This is a genomic window from Pricia sp. (assembly GCF_041745955.1).
Classification (GTDB): domain Bacteria; phylum Bacteroidota; class Bacteroidia; order Flavobacteriales; family Flavobacteriaceae; genus Pricia.
Genome location: NZ_JBGTHY010000351.1, coordinates 1 through 3894, shown reverse-complemented (window position 1 = coordinate 3894; position 3894 = coordinate 1). Strand labels below are relative to the sequence as shown.

The following is a 3894-nucleotide window of genomic DNA, read 5'->3' as shown; positions in this document are numbered from 1 at the left end:
TACAGGGTTTGGTGCAGAACAATACCGTTGACAAGCTCTGGGCATTCAATTTCCGTTTTGGTTGGTTGCAGCGTGCCAATACCGGACTTTTCGTCGTCTACAACCATAACCTACAAGATGGCGGCCCGTTGAACAATAGCTTTATCATAAAATATACCCGGATGATCGATTTGCTGAAATAGGAGGTTCCTTTTTCGCAAAATTCATGGAATTTCACGATGCCAAGGATAAAAAGAACTGAAATGAATAATGTTGAATTGCATTTAGTGTGATCCTACAATTCGTTCCAAAACCCCACAATTTGTCTCAAACCTCCAATTTTTTAACAATTTCTTAAAACTTGAACGATTTGTACGAGGTATTGAAACAAAACAGCGGGTCATATCAATGCCTAATTTATTTCCTTTGGTAACTGAGGATGTAATAGTATTCATGAGTGAATGCTGTACTATAGTCAAAACAACTTCAAAATGAGTTTAAACTAAATCAATATAAAGTGAAAAACAATGAAAAAACGACTCACTAAACTAAAGAAAAAAGCCTTGCTGTCCGTATTCTTATTGTGTATTTTCATGCAGCAAACGTATGCGCAGGAACAACTGACCGTCAGTGGCACCGTCAGTGATCAAGAGGGCGTTCCTTTACCGGGCGCCAGCGTGGTGGTCAACGGTACCCAAAGAGGCACCACAACTGATTTTGACGGAAACTTTCAGCTTGAGGGCGTACCACCGGACGGTATGTTGGCCATTAGTTACATCGGCTATGCCGAAAAAATTGTCGATGTGGAGAATAGAACCTCATTCGATGTCGTGCTTGAGGAAGACACGGCCCTTTTGGACGAAGTGGTCGTAATAGGCTACCAGAGCGTGAAGAAAAGTGATATCGTTGGCGCCGTTGATGTAGTGGATACCGAAGAAATGCTCAAAGCGCCCGCTAGCAATGTCGGCCAAATGTTGCAGGGAAGGGCGGCCGGAGTTACCATAACCTCGACCGGTACCCCCGGCGCATCATCGTCGGTAAAGATCAGGGGGCTGAACTCGTTTTCGGGTCAGGATTCTCCGCTGTACGTGGTGGACGGTATGCTGATCAACAGCCTTGGGGCGGATTTCAACCCCAATGATATCGAGTCGATACAGGTACTCAAAGATGCCGCCGCTACCGCCTTGTACGGTTCAAGGGGCATGAACGGCGTGGTGGTCGTTACCACTAAAAAAGGACAACCGGGACCTTTAAAAATCGATTATGATTTTTACTATGGTTTTCAGACCATCGCCAAAAAGCTGCCATTGACCAATGCGGCGCAGTTCATCGAGATCAACAATCTTGCCTATACCAACAATGGCGATCCCGTTCAAAACCTGAGGAGAGGGGTGGATACCGATTGGCAGGAAGCACTTTTTAAGACCGGCACGATCTCCGAACACAACCTGAACTTTTCGGGCGGTGCGGAGAATTCGAACTACTTCATCTCGCTGAACTACTATGATCAGGAAGGGGCGATAGTAGGCCCAGAGTTTGACAGGTACCAAATACGGGTCAACACCGAAACCAGGAAAGGGCCGTTTACTTTTGGCGAGAATATTGCGATGAGCCGGAGCAACCAGACAAGGGTCAACGGAAACCCGTTTATCGACGTCGTTTGGATGCTTCCTACCATACCGGTATATGATGACACCAATGAAAGCGGATACGGCTATGGTGACGACAATAACAGTACGTTTGCGACCAACCCTATCGGCCTGCAAGAGCATTACAGCAATACTTCGGTTACCAGTAAGGTTTTGGGTACCGTATATGCCGAATTGGATATTTTTCCTTTCCTGAAATATAAACTGAACCTCGGTCTGGACTATGCACAGATTCGGGAGAAATATTATCAAAGGGCCGGGGCCTTGCGACAGAACACACCGGGAGCGGCCTTTCTTGATGACCGCCATACGGAATTCTTCAATATTTTGGCGGAAAACACCCTAAACTATAATCAGGAATTTGGAAAGCACAGTATTTCGGCATTGGTCGGCTATACGACCCAAAAGGACAATTTTACCTTTAACTTGGCCCATACGGAAGGCTTGAACGGGGAGTTTTGGGTACAGGATAACGGAACTTCAAGCCCACTGACAGCGGGAAGGGAGGAAGTTGCCGGGTTGAGATCCATATTGGGCAGCGTCAATTACTCCTTTGATGACCGATATACTTTGTTGCTCAATTTTAGAAGGGACGGCTCCTCAAGGTTCGGTGAGAATAATCAGTACGCCAACTTCCCATCGGTATCGGCCTCTTGGCGGATTTCGGAGGAAAGTTTTATGGAGGACAGCAATATCTTTAGCAACCTCAAACTAAGGGGGAGTTACGGAGAAGTAGGTAACCAGGCCATCGGTAATTATGCCACCCAGAGTGCACTTAGGTATAACCAGAATTATGTCTTGAACAATCAGGTAGTTTCCGGGGCTACGAATCTTCAATTGGTCAATCCAAATTTAAGATGGGAGAGCAAAACGACCACCAATTTCGGTTTGGACGCAGGCTTTTTGAACAACACCCTGAACCTGACCGCGGATTACTACGTAGCCAATGTCAAAGATCTTCTTTTGGCGGTTCCCATTCCGCTTTCCTCGGGAAATACCGGTGAAAATCCCTTGGCCAATGTCGGGCAGGTACAGAACCGGGGCCTGGAATTAAGTTTGAGCTACAGGAATTCCATTAACGACTTTAATTATGGCATATCTGCCAATGGTACTTTCCTTAAAAACGAGGTAAAGGCCTTGGTGGAAGAGGCGGGCAACCTGCCCATTTTCGGTCAGGGTCAGATTTTGCGTACTGCAGTAGGCGAGCCAGTAGCGGCTTTCTATGTTTTGGAAACGGCCGGAATTTTTCAGGACCAGGCCGAAATCGATGCCTGGGGCGTACAGCCCGATGCCAGCCCCGGCGACGTAAAATACGTCGATAATGACGGAAGCGGGGATATCAACTTTGACGACCGCTATGTAGCGGGCAAGGCCTTGCCCGATTTTGAGTATGGTCTTAACCTAAATGTCTCGTACAAGGGCTTCGATGCGACTGCCTTCTTTGCCGGTGTTGCGGGAAACAGTATCTTTAATGAACAAAAATGGTGGTCCCAAAGATATGACGACAACGCCAACTATTTGGTCGATGATGTATACTGGACCGGGCCGGGTACTTCAAACGTAATTCCGAAACCGATCCATGCAGATGATACGCAGAACCCGGTACAGGCCTCCGACCGATACGTAGAAAAGGGCGATTACTTTCGGTTAAAGAACTTACAGATAGGCTATGCCCTTCCGGAAGATGTCATCGGTAAAATAGGACTTGCCAAGCTTCGCTTGTACCTAACCGGCCAGAATTTATTTACCATTACCGATTATACCGGGTATGATCCCGAAGTAGTGGGAGCCAACGGCAACGGTGATTTCTTGAACCGGGGATTTGACAACGGAAATTTCCCGTCGTTGAGATCGGGGATAATGGGAATTCAAATAGGGTTTTAAATCGAGGTTAAACATAAACGATATACCAATGAAAAAGATAGGAATAATAATAGTATTGATAGTGTTCTTAGGGACGACCCTATCCTGCGAAAAGGAGCTGCTGGATCAGGTGAACCCGAATGCGCCTACACCCGAAACGTTCTGGAAAACGGAACAGGATGCTATTCAAGGTATAAATGCGGTGTATGCAGGTACGCAGAATCGCGAACTCAGCTTGTGGGAAATATTTGATTACGATATGCGATCCGATGAAGGGTATAGCCAAAGTCCATGGACCGATCTGGGCAATGTGGGCCGGTTCGTAAACAATAATTATGATTTCCCTTGGCTCTTGGAAGTATGGCGCGAACTGTACCGGACCATCTACAAGGCGAACCAAGTA

At 46.7% G+C, this 3894-nt stretch carries 2 protein-coding genes and 1 pseudogene; all 3 read left to right on the top strand.

The window, feature by feature from the left end:
- Positions 1-182: hypothetical protein (locus ACEW8S_RS13040; protein WP_373518579.1), on the top strand; the 182-nt coding region annotated here is incomplete at its 5' end.
- A 324-nt stretch (positions 183-506) separates the two neighbouring features.
- On the top strand, positions 507-3512 hold the full coding sequence (locus ACEW8S_RS13035; RefSeq protein ID WP_373518578.1) for a SusC/RagA family TonB-linked outer membrane protein: 3006 nt from the start codon (positions 507-509) through the stop codon (positions 3510-3512).
- Positions 3513-3540: 28 nt separating this feature from the next.
- A pseudogene (locus ACEW8S_RS13030) lies at positions 3541-3894 on the top strand (RagB/SusD family nutrient uptake outer membrane protein); the annotation flags it as partial.